This is a genomic window from Herbidospora solisilvae (assembly GCF_009901565.1).
Classification (GTDB): Bacteria; Actinomycetota; Actinomycetes; order Streptosporangiales; family Streptosporangiaceae; genus Herbidospora; species Herbidospora solisilvae.
This window is the reverse complement of record NZ_WXEW01000003.1, coordinates 147,376-170,821: the sequence shown is the minus strand read 5'-3', so window position 1 is coordinate 170,821 and position 23,446 is coordinate 147,376. Positions and strand designations below refer to the sequence as shown.

The window sequence follows — 23,446 nt, the reverse complement described above, 5'->3', positions numbered from 1 at the left end:
GATCGGGGCTTTTCCCGGACATGCCGGGAAGGGCCCCAATGGTGGACCATTCACGCGCACCGATTCTGGAAGCCCTCGCCGCCTACCACGCCAGCGGGCAGACGCCGTTCACCCCGCCCGGCCACAAACAGGGACGAGGGGTCGATCCCCGGGTCGCCGAGGTCATGGGCATGGACGTGTTCCGGTCGGACGTGCTGGCCACGGCCGGGCTCGACGACCGGCAGTCGACCGGCGGCATCGTGCAGGAGGCCGAGGAGCTGATGGCCCATGCCGTCGACGCCGACCACGCCTTCTTCAGCACCTGCGGCAGCTCGCTCTCGGTCAAGACGGCGATCATGGCGACGGCCGGGCCGGGAGAGAAACTGATCATCGGCCGCGACGCCCACAAGTCGGTCGGCTCCGGGCTGGTCCTGACGGGGGTGATCCCGGTCTGGGTCGACCCGACGTGGGATCAGGAGCGGCAACTGGCCCACCCGCCGTCGGTGGAGGCGTTCGCCGCCGCCCTGGAGGCCCATCCCGACGCCAAGGGCGTCCTGGTGATCAGCCCGACGCCCTACGGCACCTGCGCCGACCTGTCGGAGCTGACCCGCGTGTGCCACGAGCACGGCAGACCGCTTCTCGTGGACGAGGCCTGGGGGGCCCACCTGCCGTTCCATCCCGACCTGCCGACCTGGGCGATGGACTCGGGCGCGGACATGTGCGTGACGTCCGTGCACAAGATGGGTTCGGCCCTGGAGCAGAGTTCGGTCTTCCACCTCCAGGGCGACCGCATCGATCCCGCCCTGCTCAAGGCCCGCTCCGACCTGCTCAACCACGAGCTCGTCAGTGCTGATCTTCGCCGCGCTCGACGGCTGGCGGCGGCAGATGGTCGAGCACGGCCACGCCATCTACGACCGCGCCCTGGCGCTGGCCCACCACGTGCGCGCCGCCGTGAACGACATCGACGGCTTCCACGTGTACGGCCGCGCCGAGTACGACAGCCTGACCTCGGACATGGACCCGCTCCAGGTGATCATCGACATCTCCGCGACCGGCGCGTCCGGATATGTGATGGCCGACTGGCTCCGGGAACACCACCAGATCAACATGCACCTGTCCGACCACCGCCGGATCAGCGCCCAGCTCAGTCACGCCGACGACGAGAAGTCGGCCGAGGCGCTGCTGGCCGCCCTGCGCGACCTCGCCACACACGCCGCCGACATGCCGGCCGCCGAGGTGCGGGTGCCCGGTGACCTGCGCCTGGAGCAGGTGATACCGCCCCGGGACGCCTTCTTCGGCGAGATCGAGCAGGTCTCGGTGGACGAGGCCGCCGGACGGATCTCCGCCGAGATGCTCACGCCCTACCCGCCGGGCATCCCGGCCGCGCTGCCGGGCGAACGGCTCACCGGCGACGTGCTGACCTACCTGACCACGGGCCTGCGCTCGGGCATGGTCATCCCGGACGCGTGGGACTCCTCACTGAAGACGATCCACGTCGTCAAGGACTAGCACCAACGCCACATGCCCACCCGCACGCGGACACCCTCCGAGGTATGGGCGATCGGAGCCGCATCGGCGGACAGGCCCGCCGCCTGGAGCAGGTTCTGGTCGAGGGCGGTGACCCGTGCCCGGCGGAGGGACCAGCGCGGGTGCTCCACCTCGGCGGTGGCCAGCCGTCCGGCGACCACGGTGAACAGCCGGTAGCGCTCCGTCAGGAAGTCGGTCAGCGCCTCCGGGGCCACGGGCTCGCCGATCTCGACGTCGACATCGCCGCTGATCCCGGCCCGGCCGTGCCTTCTGCACCGGTAGGCGACGCGGTCGGCGTCCACCCGCACCGACATGGCCGACCAGTAGTAGGGCAACCAGTACCCCGCCCGCCCGGCCGCCACGGCGGGCAGCCGGGCGGCGTCCAGCGACAGGAACCACAGGCCGCCGCGCCCCTGTTCGTCGTGGACGTAGGTCCGCACGTTGGTCTCGGGAAACCGGGACAACCAGGGCAGCGCCGGCACGACCGGGGGCCGCACGTCCTCCATGAGAAAGGGCGTCAGCCCGACCCAGGCCGACCCGTCATGCCGCTCGGCGGTGAGGCCGGGCGGCAGCAGGGACTGGATCAGGGCGGCCGGAAAACGCCAGTGCAGAAAGGTGATGTGCGACCAGCTCTGGTACATCACCGGCAAGGTGACCATGTTCGCGGTCTAGCCGAGTTCGTCGACGACGTCCTGCAGGTTCTCGTACGTGCGGTCGGGGATCGAGCCCACGAGGTCCAGGACCTCGTCCGGGGCGCCTTCGGACTGGGCCTGCTTCAGCAGGGCGGCACGGTCGGCCGGGAAGACGTGCGTCCCGCTGATCCATTTGGCCAGTTCGCTGCGGCTGTCGACTTCGCGCGACGTCATTCCCTCAGGCGAGCCGGGCGCGTGAGCGGGATCGTGTTGCATGTCATCGTCCTCTCGTCGCGGATGGTCAGTCATCCCTACCCGCGATGACATGGGCAAACATGCCGGGTTCCGAGATTGGCGGCCCGGAGGAGGGATAGCGCGCGAAGCCACGGGTAAGGATGCGAACCTGGCCGAACAGCGTGCCATCTCGTCGGCTCACCCCTTCGGAAGGGGCACGCCATGGACAGCAAAGCCAAGGCCCTGGGTCATCCGATCCATCAGGTCCTCATCGTCTTCCCGCTGGGCCTGCTGGTCACAGCGGTGATCTTCGACATCATCCATCTGTTCACCGGTGGCCGGGACTTCTCGCTGGCCGCCGCCTATGTCATGGCGGCCGGCCTCATCGGAGGCGTGATCGCGGGGATCTTCGGGCTGGTCGACTGGCTCGCCATCCCGGCGCGCAGCCGCGCCAAGCGCATCGGCGCCCTGCACGGACTCGGCAACGTGGTGGTGCTGCTGCTCTTCCTGGGGAGCTGGTTGCTGCGCGCCAACTCCGTGGACTGGGTTCCGGGCGCTCTGGCGCTCGTCCTGAGCTTCGCCGGCGTGGTGCTGGGCGGGGTGACCGGATGGCTGGGCGGCGAACTGGTCGACCGGCTCGGTGTCGGCGTCCACGAGGGCGCGAACGTCAACGCCCCCAGCTCGTTGACCCACCGACGCGCCGCCTGAACCGATGATCCCCTGGGCGGATCTACGCTGAATGTTTGCGGCGGGACGCGATTAACGCGACACGTCGGCGGGGACGGAACCCAGTCCGGCCCGACGGGAACCGGCCCACCCCATTACGCCTGACCTCGGTGAGGAACGGTGCAGGCGACTTTGGGAGTACGACACCATGAATTCCATCACGCGCGACCCCGGCCGCGAACTGTCCGACGTCGCCGTTCCGCGACAACTGTCCGTGCGGTTCCTCCCCGTCGGCGCTCAGACGGTCGTCGCCGTCGTCGACGGCGAACTCGACCTCTACACGGCCCCGTTGCTGGAGGCGACATTGCTTCCGTTGCCCGCCAAGGGCGTGCGCCGGATCGTCGTGGATGCCCGGGGGTTGCGGTTCTGCGACGTCTGCGGCTTCCGGTCGCTGTCGGAGATCAACGACATGGTGGCCGGCCACGGAAGCGAACTCGTCATCGCCCGGCCCAACAGGGGTCTTCGCCGCATCGCGACGCTCGTACAGGAGCTCTATCCGGCCGCCCGGTCGCAACCGATTCGTATACAACCCTGATCCGGGCACGCGGGACCGGCCAGTCGCTCAGTCGTCGCCGCCTCCGGGCTCGGTCATCCGACGGGTCATGCGCGCCTTCATCGTCTCCGGCAGCACCTTGCCGGCCATGGTCTGCGCGAGGTTCTTCTTCGACCCCGCGACGACGTGGTCGTCACCGGCCATCAGCGCCTCGAACCCCTGGCGCGCGACCTCGGCCGGGTCGTCCTTGTCCGCCGAGGCGATCTTGGTGTCCTCCATCCCCGCCCGGCGGAAGAAGTCGGTGTCGGTCGGGCCGGGCAGCAGCGCCGTCACGGTGACCCCGGTGTCCTTGAGCTCCTCGCGGATCGATTCGGCGAAGGAGTACAGGAACGCCTTGGACGCGGCGTAGACGGCGTGGAAGGGCCCGGGCATCGTGCCGGCGATCGACGAGGTGATCAACACCCGCCCTCGATGGTTCTTGATCATTTCCGGCAGGACCAGCTTGGCCAGGTGAACGGCCGAGACGACATTGAGCTTGATCAGCTTGAGTTCCGCGTCGAGGTCGGTCTCGCGGGCGAAGTCGCCCCCGACGCCGACCCCCGCGTTGATCGCCACCGCCTCGATCGGACGACCCGACGCCGTGGCGCGCAGATGGAGCTCCTCGACCCCCTCGTGGTGGGCCAGATCGACCCGTACCGTCGACACCGCGGCCCCCATGTCCTCCAGGTTCCGGGCGGCCTCCAGCAGGCGTTCGTCCTCGGCCGCCACGACCAGGTCGAAGCCGTTCTGGGCGAACTGCCTGGCCAGTTCGTAGCCGATTCCGCTCGACGCGCCGGTCACCAGGGCCAGTGGCCGGGTGCTGGGCATGCTCATGACAGATCCTTCCGTGGTGTGTCGCTGAGTCGGTTCAGCGCCGTGCTGAGCGTCATGCCGTAGACGACGTGCCCCAGCGCCATGACGGCCTGCCGCGCCGGACGATCGCGTGACACCGGGGGCAGGGCGCCCACAGCGGGCACCCATCCCTGGTAGGAGGCCAGCCACATGATCAGCCCGTAGACCGCGCCGAGTAGCGCGGGCGGCCGGCGCCGCCGGGTCAGCAGCGCGAAAGCGCTGCCCGCCGCGGCGCCGAACCCGAAGTGGGACACCACCGCGAGCGGTTTCTCGGCCGGCTTGGGCCGGTGGCGCGACCCCGGCAGCAGGGTCCGGACGATGCGCTTGGGCGGCTGCTCGCTCATCAATCCCGTGCCGCGGCCCGCCAGCATGACGACGCTCATCGCGCCGGTGGCGAGCAGACCGCCGACCGCGCCCGCGCTCAGTCTCCTCATTGGGGCACCTTCTCCCGGAGTTGTCCTGGACGGGGGGTGCTTTCGGGCGGCCGTACCCCTCCGACCAGGCGCTACACGTTCAGGCGTGCTCACGGCGGCCGGGGCGGGACAACACCACGCCGAGGGTGAGCAGGCCGAGGCCGAGGGCCAGGTGCAGCCAGTTGTCGGCCGTGTTCAGGGGCACGAAGTTGCCGTCGTCATCGTGGTCGACGATCAGGCCGTACACGAACAGCAGCAGGTAGACCACCCCGCCGCCGATGAGGAACGCGCGGGCCGCCGAGGCGGTGCGGGCGGCGGCGATGCCGGCCACGCCGAAGAGCAGATGGACGATGTTGTGCAGGATCGAGACCTGGAAGACGCCGAGCAGCAGCGCCTCCGACTGGTGGCCGGCGAACTCCATGGTGTCGTAGTTGGTGGTGACACCGGGGATGAAGCCCAATAAGCCGACCAGCAGGAAGACGACACCGGCGATCAGCGAGGCCTGGCGAAGGGGGGAACGGGTCCGGTTGGACGCGGGAGTGTTCATGAGAACTCCTGTCAGGACAGGGAGTGCTCGCAGCGCGACTGTTGTGCTGGTGTCCCGCCGCTACCCGGCTCCGCCCGCCGCAATCATGAGGCGCGGGGCAACATCGAGCCGCCCAGCTCGCCGCGGGGGTCGTAGACCACGCACATGATGTCGCGGTCGCCGTCCGCCCACGTCTCGGCGGTCGGCAGGATCGGGTAGTAGTCGAGCTCGGCCCCCGCCGCACCGGGCCAGTAGTTGACGAAACCCCGCTTGCAGCTGGTCCAGCCGAAATCGGCCAGCGCGACGCGGTCGTAGGGCCCGTCGTCGGCGTGCACGAAGCCGTAGGACTGGTTGTCGGCGTGCTGGTCGCAGGTCGTGTAGAGGACGATGTCCTCGCCCGCCGCCGGGGAGTACTCCGGGTCGGTGAAGCACTCACCCGGCTCCAGGTTGAGCACGCCGGTCGTCTCGGGGGTCAGGAAGTCGTCGCCCTTCTGGACGGCGGGCGCGGCCGGGATGACGAAGAGCGCGCCGAGCGCGAGCACGGCCGGCGCCATCGTCAGAAGGCGGTGCGGCCGCCGGGCTACGGTCATCGACACCTGTGCAGGCTGCCGGACCATGTGAAATATCACTACAACGCCGGGTGTCGGGCTGATGACGGCTCGCCTCCCCCCGCGTGACCTCGGGTGACGTTGCTCACAACAGCGCGACGGAGATCGTCAGTTCACTCTGCGGCAAGCTTCCGGCCGATCTTTGGCCAACCGATTCTGCGTGGATTCGGACATCCCCATCGTGCCCCTCGGTGGGATGCAGTCCCCTTTCCTCAGGAGTGAAGCTCGACGTGAGTGACGCCACCCGACCCTGGTCCCTGCGGACCCGGAAGGCCAAACTGACCGTGATCGGCGCCAGCGCGCTGCTCGTCGGCGGTATCGCCTTCAGCCCGATGGCGTTCGGCGCCGCCGCACCGCCGAAGTTCCCCGCCGCCGAGATCCACAAGCCCACCCCGATGCCCGACCGGGTCATCCTCACCCCGACCACCACGCCTTCCTCGTCCCAGAAGGTCACGTGGCGGGCCGAGACCACCGCCGAGTTCGCCCAGGCCGAGATCCTGGAGTCGCCTCGCGCGCTGGGCGAGGTCGCCCCCGCCGCCGGCGCCGTCACCAACGTGAAGGCGCAGTCGAGCACCCCGGTCAACACCACCCTCGGGTACGCCTCGACGTACCACACGGTCGAGTTCACCGGCCTCAAGCCCGCCACCCGGTACACCTACCGCGTCGGCGACGGCACCAACTGGAGCGAGTGGAACGACTTCACCACCGCCGCCGCCGCTTTCCAGCCGTTCTCCTTCATCTACTACGGCGACGCGCAGAACTACATCGACTCGGCCGTCCCCCGGGTGTTCCGCCAGGCGTTCGCCGACCGGCCGCAGGCCAAGCTGATCGTCAACGCCGGTGACCTCATCGACTCCGCCAACAGCGAGGAGCAGTGGGGCCAGTGGTTCAAGGCCGGCGGCTTCATCGACAGCCAGGTCAACAACCTCTCCATCACCGGTAACCACGAGTACAGCGGCTCCGCGCTGTCGTCGTTCTGGGTGCCGCAGTTCCCGTACCCGGACAACGGCCCCGCCTGGACCGACTACCCGAGCGCGCAGAACATCGCCAAGACCGCGTACTACGTGGACTACCAGGGCGTCCGCTTCATCGGCCTGAACACCAACGTGCAGTCCATCCCCGAGCTGATGGCCAAGCAGACCGCCTGGCTGGAGGGCCTGCTCAAGGACAACCCGAACAAGTGGACCGTGGTGACCTTCCACCACCCCGTCTACTCCAACACGGGCACCCGCAACAACCCCGTGGTCCGCGCCCAGTGGGCCCCGCTGTTCGAGAAGTACGGCGTCGACCTGGTGCTCCAGGGCCACGACCACTCGTACGGCCGCGGCAACCTGAAGTCGGCCCGCCAGTCCGCGACCACGCACAACGGCGTCTCGTACGTGGTCTCCGTCTCCGGCGGCAAGATGTACGAGCTCAACGGCGGCGTGAACTGGACCGGCAACGGCGCCGAGGTGATCAGCACCAGCGAGAACACGCAGCTCTACCAGATGATCGACGTCGACAAGGACCAGATCCGCTTCGAGGCCCGCTACGCCAACGGCGAGCACCACGACGGCTTCCTGATCCGCAAGAACGACGCCGGTGAGCGCACCGTCACCGAGCTCGTCGACGGCAACACCGGCGAGCAGGTCACCGTCGACAAGACCAGCGTCGAGCCGGGCGAGCAGCTCACCGCCACCGCCTTCGGCTACGACGCGGCCGAGAAGGTCAAGGTCTACCTCGTCCGCACCAAGGGCACGGTCGACAGCCGGATCTACGTCGGCACCCAGACCGCCGACGCGCTCGGCAAGCTGACCTACGGCTTCAAGCTGCCGGCCGACCTCGACAAGGACAGCACCTACCGGGTGTACCTGGAGAGCGCCACCCAGCAGATCACCAGCCCGGTGATCACGGTCAAGTAGCACCCAGGACCGGGCCGGCGCACCCGCCGCCGGCCCGGCTCCGCCCCGACAGGAGACCCCGTGACCTTCCGCACCCGCCTGGCAGGCGCACTGCTCGCCGTGGCGACGACGGTCGCCGTACCCGCCGCCGCGCATCCCTTCGGCCCGCCGTCCACCGCGCGGATCAGCGTCGACGGCTCCCACGTGACCATCTCGTGGCTGGCCGCCGAGGACGACTGGGTCGCGCTCGGCCAGTCGGTCGGCGCGTTCGAGAACCCGGTCACCGGAACGGTGTCGACGGCTCTCACGGGCGAGCAGAAACTGCAACGATCCGCGGCGGTGCGGGACTACCTGCTCGGCCGGATCACCGTCGCCCAGGGCGGGAAGCCGTGTCCGGGCCGGCTGGAGTCGCTGGAGCAACTGGTCGCTCAGGGTGCCCGGTTCACCTTCGACTGCCCGCAACCGGCCGTCGACCTGGACGTCACGGTGAGCGCCCTCACCGACCTCAACGAGAACTACCGGACCATGCTGACCGCCGAGACACCCGCCACCCCGGCGCAGGCGCTCTACACGGCACGCCAGCCGACCACCCGGCTCCGCTTCACCGCCTCGGGCGGGGGAACACCCACGGCGGTGCTCACCGTGGCCGCCGGCACTGCCGGTGCGGCTGCGCTCATCGGCGGATTCGTGCTGGTACGGCGCCGGCGGAGCGCAAGCGCGGTGATCTAGCGCGGATCGGCCGGATCGATGCCGCGTTCCCTCAGCAGCGCGTCGAGTTTGGCCTCGATGCGTTCATCGCTCTCCCTGGACTGGGAGGAACCCCAGTAGTAGAGCACCGCCAGACCCGCGGTCTGCCATAGGAGCTGCAGGAACTCCGACTGCCAGTTCTCCAGGGTGGACGCCACGAACTGCGGCAGATAGTCCGCCCAGGCGAAGTCCCGGCCATGATCACTCTGTTCGCCGGCGAACGCGACCGCCTGGAAGACGAACTGGCCGATCCAGGAGATCAGGAAGAACGCTCCGGTCACCAGCGCAAAAGAATAGGCCCGGCTGAACTTCGGCTTCCTGAAGGGCGACCCGACCTTGCCTTCGAGGTGCGTACTGGCCATGGCACACGCTCCTTGCCAGATGGCTTCTGTCCTGAACGGACGTCAGAGCTGCCCTGAGATCCCGCGATGACACCTGAGCCTCAGCCTGAAGTCCTGCCTCACTAGGCACCCTGAGGGTGCCTCCGATAGAGCAGGCAGAACTCATTGCCCTCCGGATCGGCCAGCACGACGAACCCCTCGTCTCCCCTTTGGCCGACGTCGACTCGTCTGGCCCCCAAGCCGATCAGGCGCTCGACTTCCTCGTCCACCTGTCCGTCTGGGACGTGGAGGTCGGGATGGTTACGGTTCTTGCCGTTCTTGGGTTCGCCCGTCTCCTGGAGCCAGACCGTCAGCGACCCGGAGGGGGCGTCGGACGGGGGCCACAGGTGCGGGCTGCTCCCGTCGTGCTCAATCTCGTAACCGAGTGCCTGCGACCAGAACGCGGCCATCTTCCGGCTGTCGAGCACGTCGATCGTCCACTGCGCGAATCGGCTCGTCACGGTGCCCCCAGGAGTCGTGAGCTCGATGCTTGTGAAGTGGGGGTGCTACCCCGGCAGGCGGTGTTCAGCCCGAGGTCGCAGTACGAGCGGGACACAAAGCATTGAATCGCAAGCCGCACCCTGAGAAACGACTGCCAAATGCGAGGTCGTTATCCGAGCTAGGCGGACGTGCGGGACTCGAGTATTCGTGACGCGACCGGTGCCCACTGCCGGGTGCCCTGTACGCCGCAGCCGCGGGCGGGTTTCCCACCCTCCCGACGGCGGCTACGAAGGCGCCGGAATCGACGTCCCGACCCCTATCAGACAACCCGCCGACGGCCACGTCCTCAGCCCCGGCAGTCGCACCTACGACTGTCTTCGAAATTCTCTAGATCACCTCATTTTTCAGGAGGCGATCGTTCGTCACGCCATGGCCATTCTCTAAGTAAGGGGATATCTGCTCCCAGACGTCCTTCACGGGCACCTCTGCGGTGGACTGCACCACCGAGAAAAAGAAGTCCGCATCCAGACGGAAACTATCCGCCGGATCCCATGAAGCGAACTCTCCCGGTTTCCACACCGAGTTCTCGTAGAGAGACTGAGACGTTACGTAATGATACTGCTCCAGACGGTTCGCTGCCTCTAAGTAGATCCCGTACAGTGAATGCTCGGTCCAAGGCAGGAGATCGATGAGATCGCTCACCGCGAGCCGGTTTATGCGAATGCCTTTCGTCAATCCAGGGCGGGTTATTCGGCAGATGTACCGGAACAGTTCGTTGACGGCGTCGACGCTGAGCACCGCCGGCGTGAAGCCGTAGTAACGGCCGTTCCATGTCGTCCGCAGGACAGAGGACGACCACTGATACCACTCCGGATGGATCCCCGCATCGGTGGCGCACAACCAGGCTCGGCCGTCCTTCACAAAGTCTCGTGCCGTTGCGTTTCTCACCAGGAGGACGTCTGCATCCAAGGTGAGATAGAAGTCCGTTCTCACGAAGGCGGAGATGGCAAGCTTGACGACCTGCTGCTTGAACCAGTCGCGTTCGCACAGCCGGCTCAAGCCAGGTGCTACTTCTTCTTCACACACAACGTAATAGGGCCCGCTCGGGCACCTTTTGGTCGCCTCATTGACCAGAGCCGGGGGCACGACAACCCAGCATGTTCCGAGTAGTTCACCACCGAAGGCCGCGAGGCTTGGGGCGAGCAGTCTCTCGAACCGTTCCCAGTCGTGGGCGGCGACTGGGAGAACCGCATCCAGCCGGTTGCCGTCTTCGATCGTCAAGCCTTCCCCCTCGCCACCAACGCCACTACTGAACGTATTCGTATTGGACTTCCAGTCCTCGGGCCGAGCTATCGTCTGAGACGTATGGGCACAGTTTGTGTCTCTGCTCCACCGATCGGAGGGGCGGAATTCACTCCTTGTAGTTGGAGCGAACTGGTTTTTTCATGCCACAGATGGGCCAGCTGGATGTTTCCACAGTTGAGGCCGATATTCAAGATCGATGGCATATCCTATGAATTCACTCGATAGCCGGCAAGTGTCCTTGACACCACCTCGGCCTTGTGATGGGTTTGCCTGTGCGAGATCTTTCTCGACTGCGGGGCGACTGACACATGGAGGTGGTCGGTAGGTGTCGGGACCCGCTGTGAACACTCAGATGGTCGACCGTGAGCACGAGCGCGCAACTCTCCTCGACAAACTCGATCGGACCGTGCGGGACGGCACCAGCAGCGTCGTCGTACTACGGGGTGAGGCCGGTGTCGGCAAGACCAGGTTGCTGACCGAGTTCGCCGAGTCCGCCGCGGACCGTCACTCTGACGCGGGGCTACTGGCCGGTTATGGGCAGGCGATGTTGAACTCCCTCGCCTCCGACTCCTTCCAGGCGGTACGAGAATGTCTGCGGTCACTCGCAGCGCGCGCCGACCGCGCCGACCGCGCCGGATCACGGGATCTCCTGTATCGCATCGCTGACTCTTTCCGGCTGCATGCACCTGACTGGATTGAATCTGTCCCCGTTGTGGGGAACGTCCTCGCAGCCGGGATAAGGACCGGTCAAACCGTCATCGAGTCCGGGAAAACGTCGGTCAACATGGATAGCCAGCTTGACCAGCTGATCCAGTTCGTCGACGACCTGACGGATCGAGGGCCGTTACTGCTCATCCTCGACGACTTGCACTGGGCGGACACCGCCACGATCGATGTGCTGGTGACGATGGCGCTGCGCGTCGAAGGCCCGCTCATGCTCGTCCTTGCGTACCGATCCGACCACATGCGAACCGGCGAGAACGCGGAGACTCATCCGTTGAAGCGGGCGGTCTTCCGGCTGCGCCGCTACCGGGCCGACTGCGAGCAGCTCGACCTGAAGCGGCTGTCGAAGAGAGACACCGAGTTGCTCGTCCGGCAGGCCGCAGGCCGGGCAATGGGAACATCCGTGTCCGCGCGTGCGGTTGGGCAGATCGTGGAGTTGAGCGCCGGGAACCCGCTGTTCGCCGAATCACTGGTGCGGCTGGGGGACCAGGCGGTGGCAGCGCATTCCCATACTCCGGCCCAGATCACAGCGGTCCTGGATGAGCGCCTGTCGTTTCTGACGGCCTCCGACCAGCGGTTGCTGGAGACGGCGGCACTTATCGGCTACAGCTTCGAGGTGGACTATCTGTCCCGCCTCGCCCGGCTGGACATCGACGACGTCTATGAGCGGCTGGACGCGCTCATGCAGGAACACAACTTGGTCTTGCCTGCCGCCCCGCGTGGCGACCTGGACCGTTACACAATCCACCATCCCCTTCTGGCTGAGGTGCTACGCGAACGTGGAGCCGCGAACGGCCCGCGTTGGCGGCGTCTACACCAGAAGTTGCTGGACATCTTGGAAGATGAACCACCGTGGGACGACGAACTGCAGGTCCGGGCTGTCGCCGTCGCCCTTGCCGCCGGTAGACAGGCGAAAACCTATGACTTCGCCATTACCGCGTGCCGTCGGCAGTTCGCGCTCGGCGCCGTCTCCAAGGCCGAGGAACTAGCCCGGATCGCGGTCGCCTCGGCCGGAACCCTGGAGGCCTATGGGCTGCTGGCCGACTGTTTGGCCGTCGAAGCCGATCATGTGGGCGCCGCTTCGGCATGTGCGGCAGGACTGGAATGGGCCCGGACGAATTCCGTAGACCCCGAGCGGGAAGCCATGGTCCGGTTTTCGTGGGCGCGTAACCTGCGAATGACCGACAGCTGGGAGGAATGCGGCCGGCTCCTGGACGAATTGGAATCAACGCATACCGAGCCGTGCGAAATGCTGGCCGGGGTGCTCATGCTGCGTGCTGAAATCGCTTTGTGTGGTCCCGTACAGGACACCGGCCGCTGCATAGAGTTATGCGATATCGTCGCGGAAATGAGCGGCAATCCCGAGCTGCAGTCACGGGCGTACGGTCATCGAGGAATCGCCCATCTTGCGGCATATGATCACGACTTGTCCGAAACTTGGCTAATGCGAGCGATCGAAGTAGCGAGGGAAAAAAACCACCCATATGCCGAATACGAGGCCGTGCATTGGCTGAGTAAGAAGGCGATAGCTGTTCTTGAACTGGACCGAGCCTGGCAGCTCATTGACGAGCTTGCCTACAACTCCAACGTCTCGGGTGTCGCAAGCGAGAACCCGTGGCATCTACGCGACTTCAGCAGGGTGCTCGGGTTGCAGGGCAGGCACGCCGAAGGGGCGCAGGAGTTCGCGCGATACTTCGACTCATCTGCCGATCATGCCCTGGACCAGGCTGCCACAACGCTGGCATGCCAGCTCCACGAGCTTGAGGATCTTCACGGATGGGACGCCGGCCAGGCGATGTTCTCCGAGCTGGTGGCGGCTTGCGACCGGGACGTGATAGATCCGGCGAGGAAGAAAGTGTTCGCCGGGCATCTTCGGACGCTGTCTGACCGACAGCCGGGCTGGGACCCTGTGCTTTTCGCGGTGGAGAAGCTAAATGTGACCGCATCCGAGGCGGAGGCTGTACATGCGATCTTCCGGTTCGCCGTTCCCGACCTCGCGAGGCTTCGTTCATTCACAGGCGGCAGATGAGCGGGCGATCGTGAAAGGGCTCGCGCAGCACGACTTCCTCGTGGCCCCGGGCGTCGTTCTCCTCAACCATGCGTCGTATGGCATCGCCTCCCGCCGTGTCCTGGAGGCTGCGGAGGCGATGCGGTACGAGATCGAGTCGGACCCCACCTGGTTTCTGGGAGCAGATCTTTTCGAACGGCTCCGGTGGCCCACGGAACTGTTTGCTGAGACAGTCGGCCTGGATCCGGCGACAATGACTCTCTGCGCCAACGCGACGACGGGTGCGGCGGCTGTCATTTCGGGCGCTTCGTTGAGCGAGACGACGACCGTGGTCGTACTCGAGACCGAATACTCCTCGATCGTGCGTGGTTGGGAGCGTGCGTGTGAGCGGTCGGGAGCAACGTTGGTGCGCATCCCGGTGCCCCTGCCGTTCGACGGACCAGATCAGCTGATCGATCGGCTCGAGGCCACCGTACGGGGCGATATCGCCTATCTCCAGATGAGTTTGGTGGCCTCCTCGTCGGCGGTGCACTTCCCGGTGGCTGAGATGGCGGCCTGGGCGCACGGCCGCGGAGGCCGGCTCGTTCTGGATGCCGCTCACGGGCCCGGGCACGTGCCGCTCGACCCCGTGGGCTGGGGGGTCGACGTCGCCTTCGGAACCGCGCACAAGTGGTTTCCCACGCTCCGGCCCGTCGGTTTCCTCTGGCTGGCGGAGGAACTGGTCGAAACCGTCCGGCCTGCCGAAGTCTCACTCACATATGACTCGGCCGATCTCGTCGAGCGGTTCTCCTGGCCGGGCACATTCGATCCGGTGCCTCGACTGTCCCTGCCCGTCGCCATCGAGCAATGGCGGCAATGGGATCGGCAAGGCTCCTGGGCGGAGTGCACGAGTCTTGCGAACGAGGCGGTGGAATTGCTCAGTTCGGTCGGTGCACGGCCCACCGCCTCCCGCCACTATCAGCCACCGAGACTGCGGGCCTTCGTCCTCGATCAGTGGACCGTGGCCGAAGTCAGAGAGCTGATGAACCAGGCGGGGATCCGTGCTTGGGTCGGGCCGGGCGCCGACGGCGAATGCATTCTGCGAATCGCCACCCACGTCTACAACGACCTCACCGATATCGAGGCCGTGGTCGCTCAGCTCAAGAGCGCCCTCAGACGGTGAAGGTTTTCGAGTTCCCCGATCGATTGATCAAATCGATCGTCTTTCTCCGCGGCGAGGACGAGGGCCAAGCCTGGATCGCGGCACTGCCCCGGCGAATCGGGTGGTACGCCAACCGATGGGAGCTGACAGTGCAGGGCATCGCCGAGGGTGGCGCCATGTCCTGCTGTGTCTTCTGTACCACCGCCGACGGCGTTCCCGCCGTACTGAAGATCCCCCTGGCCAAGCCGTCTGGGCGTGCGGAGATAAGGCAGCTTGAGAGGTTGGGTTCGTCTGCGGCGGTTCCCCTGATCGTGCGGCGTGCCAACAGTTCCGGCGTGTTCCTGATGAGCAGAATTCTCCCTGGGACAACCGCATGGCCGATCAACGGCATCGAAGACAGCCGGAAGTATGGTGACCTGCTGCGGCGTCTCACCCATTCCGATCTCCCCGTCGGGCCTCGACTCAAAGACCTGTCCGCAGTCGCGCGGATACGACTCGACTGGGCCCGTCAGCACTTCGCCAACGCGGGTGATGTCAACGACATCGTCTCCATCGGTAAGGCCGAACGAGTTCTGGACGTACTTCTGCGCACCGCGACCACGCGCCATGTTCTCCACGCGGACCTCCAGGCCAAGAACATCCTGGAGGGACCCGACGGCTGGTGCGCGATCGATCCGCTTGGCGCGATAGGCGACATCAATGCGGAGGCGGCCCTATGGGTGGCGTTCCAGAACGGACCCGCCACGACCGAGGACCGCCTCAACGAACTCCACGACCACGAACTCCTCGACGGCCACCGCCTCCGCGCTTGGACCTACTTCTTCTCCGTCACCGAATACCGCCCTTACCTGCCAGCCTCGGCATACCGCATCGAGGAATTCCTACGGCGAACAGATCCGCAAGAGATGATCAGTCGCCTACGCGAAAGACCGTCTGGTTGCCCCGCTTTATGACCTGGGCGGGTTGGTCTACGCCGTGCTCGTCGTGATGTCTACTCCTGCGCCATCGTGGGCTGCTGTCGGCCGCGACGACCGAACGGGGGAGACTCGCTGTGGACGCCGGGACATGGGGTGTGGCGGCGCGACGGGGTCGCAACCCCAACCGGAGCAGGACTGGTACACCACTCCGATAGTGAGTATGGGACTGCCGGTGTTCTTAGTCGCCTGCCCCTCACAGCGGGACGCGGCAGGATGCCGGTGCCGGGATGCTTCCTTGCTTCCTGACCCGCACTCCGATCGACAATGCTGTCCTTCCTCGGATCTGTCGGTGGCCCGGGAGCATCCCGGCGAGGCGCTCGCCTCGCCGACGGTTGTGACCTGAGGAGAGCCTGGCCAGCGGGGTCCCATCACTGTCGTGTCCGCCGCCTTCGGCGAGCCGGTGCCGATCCTCGGTACTCAACCTTGCCGACCAGGAGGGCCGACATGGCCAGCATCGCACCCATCTCCCGCGTCGTCGTCGGCGGCGTGGATACCCACAAAGACCTGCATGTCGCCGCGGTAGTCGACACCGGCGACCGGGTCCTGGGCACCGAGTCGTTCTCCACCACCCGAGCCGGCTACCGCGCGTTGCTGGCCTGGATGCGCACCTTCGGCGACGTCCGCCGCATCGGTGTCGAGGGGACCGGTTCCTACGGCGCCGGCCTGTTGCGCCACCTCCAGCACGCGGGCATCGAGGTAGTGGAAGTCGACCGGCCTGACCGCTCCGACCGGCGCCGACGCGGCAAGGACGACACCATCGATGCCGAAAACGCCGCCCACGCCGCTCTATCCGGGCGTCGCGTCATCACCCCCAAAACCCGCGATGGCATGGTGGAATCCCTGCGGGTGCTCCGAATTGCCCGCACCACCGCGGTCAAATCCCGCCGCGTCGCCCTGCAGATGCTCCGCGCCCAAATCATCTCCGCCCCCGAAGAGCTGCGGGACCAGCTGCGCAACCTCACCCGGATGCAGCTCACCCGCACCATCGCCGCTTGGCGGCCCGACGTCACCGCCTTCCGCGATCCCGTCGCCGCCACCCGGATCGCATTGAAATCGCTGGCCCGCCGCTACCTCGAGCTCCACGACGAGATCGCCGACCTCGACGACCTGATCGAACCCCTGGTGCGAGAGTTGGCGCCATCCCTGCTGGACGCCGCCGGCTTCGGCGTCGAGAACACCGCCCAGCTCCTGATCAGCTGCGGCGACAACCCCTCCCGCCTGGGTAGCGAAGCCCGCTTCGCCAAACTCTGCGGCGTCGCCCCGCTGCCCGCCTCCTCCGGACTGCACCAGCGCCACCGGCTCAACCGCGGCGGAGACCGGCGGGCCAACTCCGCGCTACACCTGGCCGTGGTCACCCGCATCCGCATCGATGCCCGCACCCAGAAATACCTCGCCCGCCGGACCACCGAGGGCAAGTCCAAGTTAGAGATCATCCGCTGCCTCAAGCGATTCGTCGCCCGCGAGGCTTACTACTTGATCAAAAAGGACGCCGATCCCCGGCGCTCAGCCACTTGACACACAGGAGAGCATCGCCGGCAGCCAATACACCTCATTCGCCTGCACCGCCTGGCTGATCGAAGCCGCGCTTGACGCCTCGATCGCACCGTCGGCGACGCCTTGGAAAACGCCCTAATGAGCTCTCAGATCGGCTTGTACAAGACCGAATTGGGTCAAGACCCAGCGGCCGTGGAAGGGCCTGGCCGACGTCGACCTCGCAGGAGATTGATCCAAAGGGCAACAACAGCCGTTGTGGTGGGGGCTGCGCCGACCGCCACGGCCGTTGACCTATCACGCCACGCAGCAGATGTTCCGACGAGCCGACCAGTACGGCGACATTGCACGCGCTTCGTCATACGGCGGCCTATCGGATGACCGAGAATCCCGTGAGCTCCTCCTGATTGACATCACGCCCCGCAAGGAAGACGCCCTGCTGGCAATCCAGGGGGTTGCTCCATCGGCTGCACTGGGCTACCGCCCTGAGACGCTGGCTCTCCTGTTCGGAGAACATGCCTGATGACGACGACCGCTGCGGCTTTCGAGCCGGTTGACGACACCGCTGGACCGGCCCGGGGGCGCACGCACCGGCCACGACGCCAGCAGACGTCACGAGCTCCGTTCCCGCACGGTTCGCCGCTTCGAGCCAGTCATCGGCTGGTACCGGGGCGAGATCGTGCAACGGCTGAACATCGGTCCCCTCTGCCGGACAAGCCGCAGATGCAGCAGCTCGGCAGGCGTAGCCTGGCGACTGGTTGCCCTTGTGGCCAGTACCCGGAATGGCGGCAGACCGCCCAAACGAGCGCGCTGAGGACAGCCATCTGCCCCGTCTCGCGCACCTCGATGCCGGGACAGTAGGAGGTGATCGACTCGTCGAGATCGAGCGCGCCACTCCTCACGAGGCACATGACGACGTTCGACTGAACATCTGCGCGACAGAGCCGATCAGGAGCAGGGTGTCCGGCGTGATCGGGCGGATCTTCGACTCCGGTCACTATGAGACCTCGCGCGAAGGAAAGCTCCTCGCGAGGCCGGGCATCCCGGCGCGTCCGTCTTTCCTGCGTGACAAGTTCGTATAAATCATCGATGACAAAGAGTCTTCGGCGGATAAACAGCGTGACGATCATCGATCGAATCGGAAGGATTGCGTGCTCGGGTGGCCGATGAGTGCGCCCACGAATACCGTCAGAATGGCGCGAATATTGACTGACTCTGTACCCAGCTGCGCGAGGCCCGGGTCCAGGTCACGCTCATCAGGTTGACATGCTCGGACAGAGCACGGATCTTGGTTGAGTGTCGTCTTGCCAGGAGTCGCCTGCCACTCACTCAAGGAGTTCGCGATGAAACAGCCCCATCAATGGCAGGATAACCAGGTAGTCGATGTGGGCCCGGCCGAGTTCGCCAGCCGCATGTATCGGGAGCAAACAGAGCTGCGCCGATATCTACGCGGGCTTCGTGGCAAGGGCGCCATGCCGCGGATATGCGACATCGGCGCGGGCTACGGGCGGATATCTCCGGTGCTCCAGGAATTCTCACCGCATGTGGTCGCCTTCGAGCGGCAGAAAGAATTCGTGTTGAAGGGGAAGGCGTTGCACCCGGACGTGGACTTCCGTCACGTGAACAGCCTTGCGCACCTTCCGGCCGAGGACGAGGAGTTCTCCTTCGCGCTCACGTTCACAGTGCTGCAACACCTTGCGGACCACAACGTGGTGGAAGCGATTCGCGAGATCAGGCGGGTGATCCTTCCATTAGGGCACGTCCTGCTCTGCGAGGAAAGCGACGGTGACTACGTCTCCGGTTCGTACGACGATCCGGAGGGGCTATTCACCATTGGCCGGAGCGTGGAGACCTACCAGGAGTGGATGGAGGGCTTCGATCTGATCGAGACGTCGCCGCGGCCGGTCGAGATCACCTACAACCGCACCGACGTCGGCCACTTCATGTTGTTCAGAAAGCACGCCCGGATGTGAGGTGACCCATAGATCTCCTCTCGCTCATCGCCCGGCACGCCGCGCGTGACACGGGCATCCAATGCTCCTTCAATACTCGTATAACAGCCTGGGCTAGGAATGGTCGCAGGTGGCGTTCGCCGTAGGACAGCAGTCGATCTGCGCACTCGGTACGTACAGTGCACCTAACGTTCGGCATAGCAGTTGGCTCGAGGCATCCGCACCGGTGTCTCTATTACCGTGACACCCTCGCCAGCGAAATCTCATCAAGACGGTATGTCGCGACCAACGACATGGAGCCGCATCAGACAACAAACGGCTGCACATGAAAAATGATCAACGGTCACTAAGAACCTATAAGGCCAGGTCAGACCGCGTCTTCCCAAGCTAAGCGGAGAGCGTGGGATTCGAACCCACGAGGAACGTCACCGCCCCTAGCGGTTTTCAAGACCGCCGCCATCGTCCACTAGGCGAGCTCTCCAAAGCACCCCCAAGGGGGTGCCACAGAACGCAACCCTACTCTCTCCCGCCCCCACCAGAGGACGGGAGAGCCACGCCACTAGATGTGATCCGGAATCTCGGAGTACCGCCGCTCCCCAAGCCCCGGCCCCCCAGCGAACCCGTCCCCCACAGAGGCGGCCAGCCGCAGGAAAGCAGCCCGGGTAGGCTCCTGCAACCTCTCCAGGTCGATCTCCGCCCCCTCTTCAAGGTGGGGGTCATAAGGCACCCGAACCACAGCCCGGCACCGAGCCGCGAAGTGCGCCTCGAGCCGCTTGAGGTCGACCGTCGACTTCGACCGGGGCCGCACACTGCAGAGCACCACAGTCGCCGACCGGACAAGATCCCCGTAGTCGTGCGCCTCAAGCCAGTCCAGCGTCGCCGAAGCCGCCCGCGCGCCGTCCACCGAAGGACTGCTCACCAGCACCAACTGGTCGGCGAGCCCCAGCACGCCGGACATCGCCGAGTGCAGCAACCCCGTCCCGCAGTCGGTGATGCAGATCGAGTAAAAGTTCTCCAGAACGGCCGAAACCGCCTGATAGTCCTCAGCGGAGAAAGCCTCCGACACGGAAGGATCCCGGTCGGACCCGAGGATCTCCAGCCGTGAAGGCGTCTGTGAGGTGAAGGCCCGGATGTCGACGTAGCGCCGGATGTCCCCGCGCTCGTTAAGCAGGTCACGGATGGTCGCCGAGGTCTCGAGTTCGACCTTGTCGGAGAGCGTCCCACGGTCGGGGTTGGCGTCGACGGCGATCACGCGGTCGCCGCGGACCTGTGCCAGCGTCGCGCCGAGGCCCACGGTCGTGGTGGTCTTCCCGACGCCGCCCTTGAGGCTGAGCACCGCTACACGGTGGTGGCCGGCCGAGACGGGGGTGCGTGCCCGCGCCACCAGCTCCTGGCGGCGCCGCACCTCGGGGGCCTCGCCGGGCTTTATCAAGCCGGCCGTCGCCTTGAAGACGACGCGGCGCCAGCCGGTGGCGGGTCCGTCCTTGCGGCCCTTGAGGAGGGTCGCGGGGTCGAGGCTGTCGGCCGAGGGCTTCGACGAGCGGGGCACGAGGGCCCGCGACGGGGTCGAGAAGGCCGGTGCGGGCAGGTTGTCGGGCTGGCGGCGGCGCGGCTGGTAGGGCTCGCGCTCGGCGATCTCCCGCGACTCCGAGACCGGTGGCTGAACCTCTCTCGTGTACGCGTCCAGCGCCTCCCGCGCCGAAGACCGGAAGGCCTCCCCGGGACCGGGGGGCGCCTCCGCCGGCGTGCTGAGGTTTTCTCGCAGAGATCCCCTTAACGGCTCCTCGGCGTCCCTGATGGGCCGGAACCGGTCGCCGGGGTCGGTGTCCTCGGCGGCGGGGGTCTCCTCAGCCTCGGTGCCGGGCCAGGAGAACCGGCCGGACTCGGAGTCGGGCCGCGACACCCGGTCGGTGTCACGCGGGAAGCCGAAATGCCCCGAGTCGGTGTCGGAGCGCGGGAGACCGAAAGACCCTGAGTCCCGGTCGTTGTCGGAGCGCGAGAGACCGAAAGGCCCGGAGTCAGAATCGGTACGCGTAACCCGGTCGGTGTCGGCGCGTGGGAGGCCGAAATGTCCGGAGTCGGAGTCGGTACGCGAAAACTCGAAGTCCGAGTCGCCTTCCGGCCGCGAGACCCGGTCGGTGTCGCTCCGCGAGAACGTGAAGCCGCCCGAGTCGGACTCGCCGTCCGAACGCAGGGCGTAGCTCCCGGGGTCGGTGTCGTTGCGCCCGTAGCTCGCCAGGTCGGACACCGTCTCGGGCGAGAACCGCCCCGTCTCGGCGTCGGGCCGGGGGAAGCGTCCCGAGTCGGACGGCTCGTCGGACACCGGCACAGCCGGCTCCAGCCAGCCGCGTACCGGCTCGTCGGAGGCGTCGGGTTCGGCCGGGGGCCGTTCGCCGAACGCGCCCACGTTGTAGGAGTCGGTGTCGATCGGGGAGTCCCCGAACGCCCCGCGCCCATTCCCGAACGGCAGCGGGTCGAGCGTCTCCACCCCGTTGTCGGTCGCGGGCGGCTCGTCGACGGCGGCGACCGCGCGGAACGGCGCCGGTTCGGCCGGGACGGACCGCCACGGGTCCTTCGGGTAGGGCGAGGGCACCTCGTCGCTCGGCGGCGCGGGCTGCTGGGACGCTTGGGACGCTGCCAGCGACGACGCCGTCACCGCGGACACCGCGATGTCGACCTCGTCGGGCATCTCCTTGATCGCGTCGAGCCAGGCGAGCTGGTCTTCGAGCGAGTGGGGATCCTCACGATCGTGTCGTGCCACCGTGTTTCCCCCTCGGGATGGGCTAAAGGGGCAGCAAACACATTGCAGATTAGCGCCCCGTATACAGGCGAACGCGGCCAACCGTCGAGTTGGCCGCTCGGTTACTTTAGGTCACATGCGTGCGATCGTGATTTCAAGCCCCGGCGGACCGGACGTTCTGGAGTGGCGCGAGGTGCCGGATCCCGTTCCCGCCCGAGGTGAGGTGGTGATTGAGATCACGGCGTCAGCCGTGAACCGGGCCGACCTCCTGCAGCGGCAAGGACTCTACCCGCCTCCGCCCGGCGCGTCTGAAATTCCCGGGATGGAATGTTCTGGGGTGATCAGTGAGGTCGGCGAGGGTGTCGACACCCTCACGGTCGGTGACGAAGTCACGGCTCTGCTGGCCGGTGGCGGATATGCCGAAAAGGTGGCAGTTCCGTGGCAGCAGGTGATGCCCGCCCCCACTTCCCTGGCCGAGTCGGCCGCGCTGCCCGAGGTGGCCTGCACGGTCTGGGCCAACGTCTTCATGGCGGCGCGCCTGCGGAAGGGCGAGACCCTGCTCGTCCACGGCGGCGCGAGCGGCATCGGGACGATGGCCATCCAGCTCGGCAAGGCCTTCGGCTCGCGGGTGATCGTCACGGCGGGTTCGGAAGCCAAGCTGGAACGATGCCTGGCGCTCGGCGCGGATAGAGGAATCAACTACCGAGAAGAAGATTTTTCCCAAGTACTGAAAAACGACCGCCCCGACGTGATCCTCGACATCATGGGCGCCAAGTACCTCCAGCCCAATGTCGCGGTCCTGGCCGAAGGCGGACGTCTGGCCGTCATCGGAATGCAGGGCGGCACCAAGGGCGAACTCGACATCGCCACGTTGCTGCGCAAGCGCGGGACCGTCATGGCCTCGGCCCTGCGCAGCCGCACCCCCGACGAGAAGGGCGCGATCTGCCGGGGCGTCGCCGACAACGTGTGGCCGCTGGTCAGCGCGGGTGCGATCAGTCCGGTCGTCCACGCTGAGATACCGATGGAACACGCTGCGGAGGCCCACCGCATGCTCGAAGCCGGCGACCACATCGGCAAGATCCTGCTAGTAGGTTGAGAGGCATGAACGCTGACGAGAGCACTCCACACATCGTGGTTCTTCCGGCAGGCGAAGAGGCCCCGGGCGGCGAGGAGCGGTCGGTCGCCGACCTGGTGGAACAGCCCGCGAAGGTGATGCGGATCGGCAGCATGATCCGCCAGCTTCTCGAAGAGGTCCGCGCGGCCCCTCTCGACGAGGCGAGCCGCAAGCGTCTCATGGAGATCCACCAGAGCTCGATCAAGGAGCTCGAAGACGGCCTGGCCCCTGAGCTCGTCGACGAACTCGAGCGCCTCTCGCTCCCGTTCACCGACACCAACGGCTCCCCGCCCAGCGAGGCGGAGCTCCGCGTGGCCCACGCCCAGCTGGTCGGCTGGCTGGAAGGCCTCTTCCACGGCATCCAGACCACCCTGTTCGCCCAGCAGATGGCGGCCCGCGCCCAACTGGAGCAGATGCGCCGCGCGCTGCCCGGCGGCTTCTCCCAGCAGGGCGGCCAGGAAGACCCCGGCCACCGCGGCGCCTCGGGGCCCTACCTCTAAAGCCCTTTGTGTACGGGC

At 66.5% G+C, this 23,446-nt stretch carries 21 protein-coding genes, 1 tRNA gene and 2 pseudogenes; 13 read left to right on the top strand and 11 right to left on the bottom strand.

What is annotated here, in order from left to right; translation table 11 throughout:
* Positions 1–20: 20 nt before the first annotated feature.
* Positions 21–713 (top strand): annotated as a pseudogene (locus GT755_RS41550) (aminotransferase class I/II-fold pyridoxal phosphate-dependent enzyme); the annotation flags it as partial.
* A gap of 112 nt (positions 714–825) precedes the next feature.
* Positions 826–1,488 (top strand): Orn/Lys/Arg family decarboxylase, encoded by a 663-nt coding sequence (locus GT755_RS39425; RefSeq protein WP_328794282.1) that lies wholly within the window; start codon positions 826–828, stop codon positions 1,486–1,488.
* Here the strand turns inward: GT755_RS39425 and GT755_RS10420 are convergent.
* Together GT755_RS10420 and GT755_RS10415 are read right to left on the bottom strand one after the other, a co-directional pair.
* Entirely contained in the window at positions 1,485–2,165 is a 681-nt protein-coding gene (locus tag GT755_RS10420) for a YqjF family protein (protein ID WP_161479523.1), read from the bottom strand. The two genes, GT755_RS39425 and GT755_RS10420, sit on opposite strands and share 4 nt — an antisense overlap.
* Positions 2,166–2,174: 9 nt before the next feature.
* On the bottom strand, positions 2,175–2,372 hold the full coding sequence (locus tag GT755_RS10415) for a DUF2795 domain-containing protein (RefSeq protein ID WP_161479522.1): 198 nt from the start codon (positions 2,370–2,372) through the stop codon (positions 2,175–2,177).
* A 222-nt stretch (positions 2,373–2,594) separates the two neighbouring features.
* Here GT755_RS10415 and GT755_RS10410 point away from each other — a divergent pair, with 222 nt between their 5' ends.
* Both GT755_RS10410 and GT755_RS10405 read left to right on the top strand, forming a co-directional pair.
* A complete protein-coding gene (locus tag GT755_RS10410) occupies positions 2,595–3,080 on the top strand; it encodes a DUF2231 domain-containing protein (RefSeq protein WP_161479521.1) in 486 nt (161 codons plus the stop codon).
* Positions 3,081–3,246: 166 nt separating this feature from the next.
* On the top strand, positions 3,247–3,633 hold the full coding sequence (locus GT755_RS10405) for an STAS domain-containing protein (protein ID WP_161479520.1): 387 nt from the start codon (positions 3,247–3,249) through the stop codon (positions 3,631–3,633).
* 27 nt (positions 3,634–3,660) lie between these two features.
* On the opposite strand, the gene GT755_RS10400 is transcribed toward GT755_RS10405, so the two are convergent.
* From GT755_RS10400 to GT755_RS10385, 4 genes are all read right to left on the bottom strand, one after another.
* Complete coding sequence (locus tag GT755_RS10400; protein ID WP_161479519.1) at positions 3,661–4,464, bottom strand: SDR family NAD(P)-dependent oxidoreductase; 804 nt, start codon at positions 4,462–4,464, stop codon at positions 3,661–3,663.
* Positions 4,461–4,916, bottom strand: coding sequence for a DUF6789 family protein (locus GT755_RS10395; RefSeq protein ID WP_161479518.1), 456 nt, complete (start codon positions 4,914–4,916; stop codon positions 4,461–4,463). Before GT755_RS10395 ends, GT755_RS10400 begins: the two co-directional genes overlap by 4 nt.
* 79 nt (positions 4,917–4,995) lie before the next feature.
* Positions 4,996–5,442 (bottom strand): DUF4383 domain-containing protein, encoded by a 447-nt coding sequence (locus GT755_RS10390; protein WP_161479517.1) that lies wholly within the window; start codon positions 5,440–5,442, stop codon positions 4,996–4,998.
* Between the two features lie 83 nt (positions 5,443–5,525).
* A complete protein-coding gene (locus tag GT755_RS10385) occupies positions 5,526–6,017 on the bottom strand; it encodes a hypothetical protein (protein ID WP_161479516.1) in 492 nt (163 codons plus the stop codon).
* Between the two features lie 242 nt (positions 6,018–6,259).
* Here GT755_RS10385 and GT755_RS10380 point away from each other — a divergent pair, with 242 nt between their 5' ends.
* Positions 6,260–7,930, top strand: coding sequence for a metallophosphoesterase (locus tag GT755_RS10380; RefSeq protein WP_202609878.1), 1,671 nt, complete (start codon positions 6,260–6,262; stop codon positions 7,928–7,930).
* Positions 7,931–7,990: 60 nt separating this feature from the next.
* On the top strand, positions 7,991–8,638 hold the full coding sequence (locus GT755_RS10375) for a hypothetical protein (protein WP_161479515.1): 648 nt from the start codon (positions 7,991–7,993) through the stop codon (positions 8,636–8,638).
* On the opposite strand, the gene GT755_RS10370 is transcribed toward GT755_RS10375, so the two are convergent.
* From GT755_RS10370 to GT755_RS10360, 3 genes are all read right to left on the bottom strand, one after another.
* Entirely contained in the window at positions 8,635–9,018 is a 384-nt protein-coding gene (locus GT755_RS10370; protein WP_161479514.1) for a DUF6766 family protein, read from the bottom strand. The genes GT755_RS10375 and GT755_RS10370 overlap by 4 nt on opposite strands.
* A 101-nt stretch (positions 9,019–9,119) precedes the next feature.
* Positions 9,120–9,497, bottom strand: coding sequence for a VOC family protein (locus GT755_RS10365; RefSeq protein WP_161479513.1), 378 nt, complete (start codon positions 9,495–9,497; stop codon positions 9,120–9,122).
* 367 nt (positions 9,498–9,864) lie between these two features.
* Positions 9,865–10,758 carry a DUF6492 family protein gene (locus GT755_RS10360; protein WP_161479512.1) on the bottom strand — a complete coding sequence of 298 codons (894 nt, stop codon included), beginning with the start codon at positions 10,756–10,758 and terminating at the stop codon, positions 9,865–9,867.
* Positions 10,759–11,134: 376 nt separating this feature from the next.
* Here GT755_RS10360 and GT755_RS41545 point away from each other — a divergent pair.
* The 5 genes and pseudogenes from GT755_RS41545 to GT755_RS10335 all read left to right on the top strand — a co-directional run.
* A pseudogene (locus GT755_RS41545) lies at positions 11,135–11,710 on the top strand (AAA family ATPase); the annotation flags it as partial.
* A 1,759-nt stretch (positions 11,711–13,469) separates the two neighbouring features.
* Positions 13,470–14,675 (top strand): aminotransferase class V-fold PLP-dependent enzyme, encoded by a 1,206-nt coding sequence (locus tag GT755_RS10350; RefSeq protein WP_161479510.1) that lies wholly within the window; start codon positions 13,470–13,472, stop codon positions 14,673–14,675.
* On the top strand, positions 14,672–15,607 hold the full coding sequence (locus GT755_RS10345; protein ID WP_161479509.1) for an aminoglycoside phosphotransferase family protein: 936 nt from the start codon (positions 14,672–14,674) through the stop codon (positions 15,605–15,607). Before GT755_RS10350 ends, GT755_RS10345 begins: the two co-directional genes overlap by 4 nt.
* Before the next feature lie 468 nt (positions 15,608–16,075).
* Positions 16,076–17,146 carry an IS110 family RNA-guided transposase gene (locus GT755_RS10340; RefSeq protein WP_161479508.1) on the top strand — a complete coding sequence of 357 codons (1,071 nt, stop codon included), beginning with the start codon at positions 16,076–16,078 and terminating at the stop codon, positions 17,144–17,146.
* A 1,319-nt stretch (positions 17,147–18,465) separates the two neighbouring features.
* Positions 18,466–19,095 carry a class I SAM-dependent methyltransferase gene (locus GT755_RS10335; protein WP_161479507.1) on the top strand — a complete coding sequence of 210 codons (630 nt, stop codon included), beginning with the start codon at positions 18,466–18,468 and terminating at the stop codon, positions 19,093–19,095.
* Positions 19,096–19,466: 371 nt separating this feature from the next.
* On the opposite strand, the gene GT755_RS10330 is transcribed toward GT755_RS10335, so the two are convergent.
* Positions 19,467–19,555, bottom strand: a tRNA-Ser gene (locus GT755_RS10330).
* A 78-nt stretch (positions 19,556–19,633) separates the two neighbouring features.
* Positions 19,634–21,835, bottom strand: coding sequence for a nucleotide-binding protein (locus GT755_RS41065; protein ID WP_328794281.1), 2,202 nt, complete (start codon positions 21,833–21,835; stop codon positions 19,634–19,636).
* 115 nt (positions 21,836–21,950) lie between these two features.
* On the opposite strand from GT755_RS41065, the gene GT755_RS10320 reads away from it, so the two are divergent.
* Entirely contained in the window at positions 21,951–22,910 is a 960-nt protein-coding gene (locus GT755_RS10320; protein WP_161479506.1) for an NAD(P)H-quinone oxidoreductase, read from the top strand.
* 5 nt (positions 22,911–22,915) lie between these two features.
* Positions 22,916–23,428, top strand: a complete 513-nt coding sequence (locus tag GT755_RS10315) for a bacterial proteasome activator family protein (protein WP_030455235.1) — start codon at positions 22,916–22,918, stop codon at positions 23,426–23,428.
* Positions 23,429–23,446: the final 18 nt, after the last annotated feature.

Excerpts from the sequence above, each read along its gene's own strand:
- GT755_RS10420 (WP_161479523.1), bottom strand. The coding sequence starts at position 2,165 with ATGGTCACCTTGCCGGTGATGTACCAGAGCTGGTCGCACATCACCTTT.
- GT755_RS10415 (WP_161479522.1), bottom strand. The coding sequence starts at position 2,372 with ATGACGTCGCGCGAAGTCGACAGCCGCAGCGAACTGGCCAAATGGATC.
- GT755_RS10410 (WP_161479521.1), top strand. The coding sequence starts at position 2,595 with ATGGACAGCAAAGCCAAGGCCCTGGGTCATCCGATCCATCAGGTCCTC.
- GT755_RS10405 (WP_161479520.1), top strand. The coding sequence starts at position 3,247 with ATGAATTCCATCACGCGCGACCCCGGCCGCGAACTGTCCGACGTCGCC.
- GT755_RS10400 (WP_161479519.1), bottom strand. The coding sequence starts at position 4,464 with ATGAGCATGCCCAGCACCCGGCCACTGGCCCTGGTGACCGGCGCGTCG.
- GT755_RS10395 (WP_161479518.1), bottom strand. The coding sequence starts at position 4,916 with ATGAGGAGACTGAGCGCGGGCGCGGTCGGCGGTCTGCTCGCCACCGGC.
- GT755_RS10390 (WP_161479517.1), bottom strand. The coding sequence starts at position 5,442 with ATGAACACTCCCGCGTCCAACCGGACCCGTTCCCCCCTTCGCCAGGCC.
- GT755_RS10370 (WP_161479514.1), bottom strand. The coding sequence starts at position 9,018 with ATGGCCAGTACGCACCTCGAAGGCAAGGTCGGGTCGCCCTTCAGGAAG.
- GT755_RS10350 (WP_161479510.1), top strand. The coding sequence starts at position 13,470 with ATGCGATCTTCCGGTTCGCCGTTCCCGACCTCGCGAGGCTTCGTTCAT.
- GT755_RS10340 (WP_161479508.1), top strand. The coding sequence starts at position 16,076 with ATGGCCAGCATCGCACCCATCTCCCGCGTCGTCGTCGGCGGCGTGGAT.
- GT755_RS10335 (WP_161479507.1), top strand. The coding sequence starts at position 18,466 with ATGAAACAGCCCCATCAATGGCAGGATAACCAGGTAGTCGATGTGGGC.
- GT755_RS10320 (WP_161479506.1), top strand. The coding sequence starts at position 21,951 with ATGCGTGCGATCGTGATTTCAAGCCCCGGCGGACCGGACGTTCTGGAG.
- GT755_RS10315 (WP_030455235.1), top strand. The coding sequence starts at position 22,916 with ATGAACGCTGACGAGAGCACTCCACACATCGTGGTTCTTCCGGCAGGC.